The sequence below is a fragment of the Candidatus Nealsonbacteria bacterium genome (assembly GCA_019923625.1).
Classification (GTDB): domain Bacteria; phylum Patescibacteriota; class Minisyncoccia; order Minisyncoccales; family RBG-13-42-11; genus JAHXGN01.
In genome coordinates, this window is sequence record JAHXGN010000014.1 from 1 (window position 1) to 2,623 (window position 2,623).

Annotated in this window: 3 protein-coding genes; all 3 read right to left on the minus strand. The window is 37.2% G+C overall.

Translation table 11 applies throughout. The features are described from left to right. Positions 1–124: 124 nt before the first annotated feature. Positions 125–2,107 carry a penicillin-binding protein 2 gene (gene mrdA, locus KY055_02190; protein MBZ1345418.1) on the minus strand — a complete coding sequence of 661 codons (1,983 nt, stop codon included), beginning with the start codon at positions 2,105–2,107 and terminating at the stop codon, positions 125–127. After that, positions 2,094–2,384, minus strand: a complete 291-nt coding sequence (mreD, locus tag KY055_02195) for a rod shape-determining protein MreD (protein ID MBZ1345419.1) — start codon at positions 2,382–2,384, stop codon at positions 2,094–2,096. Before mreD ends, mrdA begins: the two co-directional genes overlap by 14 nt. After that, on the minus strand, positions 2,381–2,623 hold a 243-nt coding region (locus tag KY055_02200), incomplete at its 5' end, for a hypothetical protein (GenBank protein MBZ1345420.1). The genes KY055_02200 and mreD, both read right to left, overlap by 4 nt.

Sequence of the window (2,623 nt, forward strand, 5' to 3'; positions counted from 1 at the left end):
ATTTTTGAAAATAAACATACTTATAGTTAAATTTTAACAAATTCTTTAATTAGGGTCAACTCTATTTTTCTTTAAACTATTATGGCAAAGTTTTTATCTATAGTCAAGCGCAGGGGTCAAACTTCTATTTACTTGGCTGTTGATTAAAATACCATTCTAAAATTTCTTTTGCCACAGGCAAGACAGCCAGTTGAATTCCTTTAGTGTTTTCAATCATCACTGTTAAAACAATTTCCGGGTCTTCATAGGGAGCAAAAATAGTAACCCAGTTATGATATCTATCATTGCCCAATTCAGCGGTCCCGGTTTTGGCGGCTGCGGTTACAGGCAAAGAATTTAACATTACGGCTGAGGCCCGGGGACTATTTTCTCCGGTTACCGCCTGCCTCATTCCTTTCCTGACAATTTCCAGGTTTTTTGGGTCTACAAAATTTTGACGGATAATTTCCGGTTCAAAACGTTCAATTATATTGTAAGGATAACTCATTGAAGTGTCAACTATTTTTTTAACAACCCGGGGTTGATACAATATACCGCCATTAGCAACTGCTCCAAAAGCAGCTGTTATCTCTAAGGGAGTAATTGAAATATATCCCTGACCAATTGAAAGGTTGTAAGTGTCACCGTCCCACCAGGGCTCGCCCCAAACCCTTCTTTTCCATTCTCTATCAGGAATAAAACCGGCGACCTCGCCCGGCAAATCAATTCCTGTTTTTTTGCCCCAGCCAAATAGGTTGAGATATTCTTTTATTTTTGTTGGTCCCAAACCCTTTTGGTCCCCATACCCTCCGCCGATTGTATAAAAGTAGACATTAGAGGACTGAGCAATGGCTTTTTTCATATCTACCCGGCCGTGATTGGTCCAGTCCCTAAACCGAAAAGCAGTTCCCGGAGCATACTGATGGGGAATTTCAATAAAGCCCCGGGTATAAAGTTGTTTTTCAGGGCTGATTATTTTTTCTTCTAAAGCGGCTAAAGCAATCAAGGGCTTGATAGTAGAACCAATTAGGTATCTTCCGGCAATTGCCCGATTAAAAAGCGGGTTAAGTTTTTTGGGGTCTTGTAAAAGGGCTTGAAGAGATTTGGGGTCTGCCCCTCTTTGGAATAAATTATTGTCAAAATTAGGAAGAGAAACCAAAGAGAGCAAGCCGCCGGTTCTTGGGTCCATAGCTATGGCAACTGCGCCGCTGGCTCCAAGTTCTTTGCGCTTGCTTTCTAACTCTTGTTTGAGTTTTCTCTGTAGGTCAGCATCAAGCCATAAGACCAAACTTTTGCCGGACTCTGGCAAAGAAACTATCTCCTGGGAAATAATGTTTCCCAATGCGTCTCTTTTTAAGCGAAGTTCTCCTGAATTTTTTCTTAAAATTGCTTGATAAGACCTTTCCAAGCCCGTCCGACCAACATAATCAAAAATGGAATAAACATCCGGCTCTTTTCTTAATTCTGGCGGGGTTATTTGGGCTGTATAGCCGAGCAAATGGGAAAAAACCGGGCCGTCTTTATATTCTCTGACCCGGCTCTCTAAAATTTGAAATCCCGTTAATCCGTCAATGTTTGCTTTTAAGATAATTAAATTTTGATGGTCAAGATTTTTAACTATTGGAACCAAATGATTTGCGCTTTCTTTGATTTGTTTTTCAAGCTCGGCTGGATTTATTCCAAGAATCAAGGAAACCTCTTTTAAAATTTCTTTTTTTTCCGATTCGGATTTTGACATCTCCAATTTATTGTAAATTAAATCAAAACTCGGCTTGTTAAAAACCAGTTGCTGCCAATTTCTATCATAAATAACGCCCCGGGAAGCGCCAAGGGAGTGAATAATAAATTTGTTTGCCCGGGCTTGAGCCAAAAAATTCTCCTTTTGGATTACTTGAAATTGAAAGGTTCGCAAGAAAAAAGAAAAAAATAAAAGTAAAACAAAAATATAGAAGCCAAAAAGAGTTTTTTTAGAAAACGGGGTCTCAATTTTTTTGTCAGATAAACCGGCTTTTTCTTCTTGATTTTTGGCTAAATTATCTAAAATGATTTCTTCCGGTTCAATGTTTTCTTTAAAAAACGTCTTGATTTTTTTGTTTTTTAGCCCTTTTGATAAATTAAATTCGTACATATTTTCTTAAAATTATTTTAATCAGGATTGCCAGGAGCGGTAAAATTAAAAGATTTAAACCAATCGGATTTTCGGAAAAAATATCTAAAAAAAATCCGCCCCAAAAAGCAGAAGTTATGCCGTTATATTTTCGGGGATTTTCTAATAAATTTGAAAGAAGAACAAAAATTAAAATGAAATTGAAAATCGGTCCGCTTAAACCCAGCCCGGGGAAAAAACTGGCTTGCAAAAGGGCTAAAATATAAAAACCGAGACAAAAAATCAAGACCTTTTTCATTCTTCTATTCTCTGTTCGTTAATTATAAATAAATTTTTTATTTTTTTCAAGTCGCAATATGGTTTAATTTGAGCTGTCTGCCACGGCTCAATGTCTGATTTTTCAACTTTTTTAATTTCACCAACCAAAAGATTTTTCGGAAAAATTCTTCCCAGGGCGCTGCTGACAACGGTTTGACCAATAAAAATTTCTTTTTCAATCGGTAGGAAATTAATGATAATATTTAGTCCTCCCCTGCC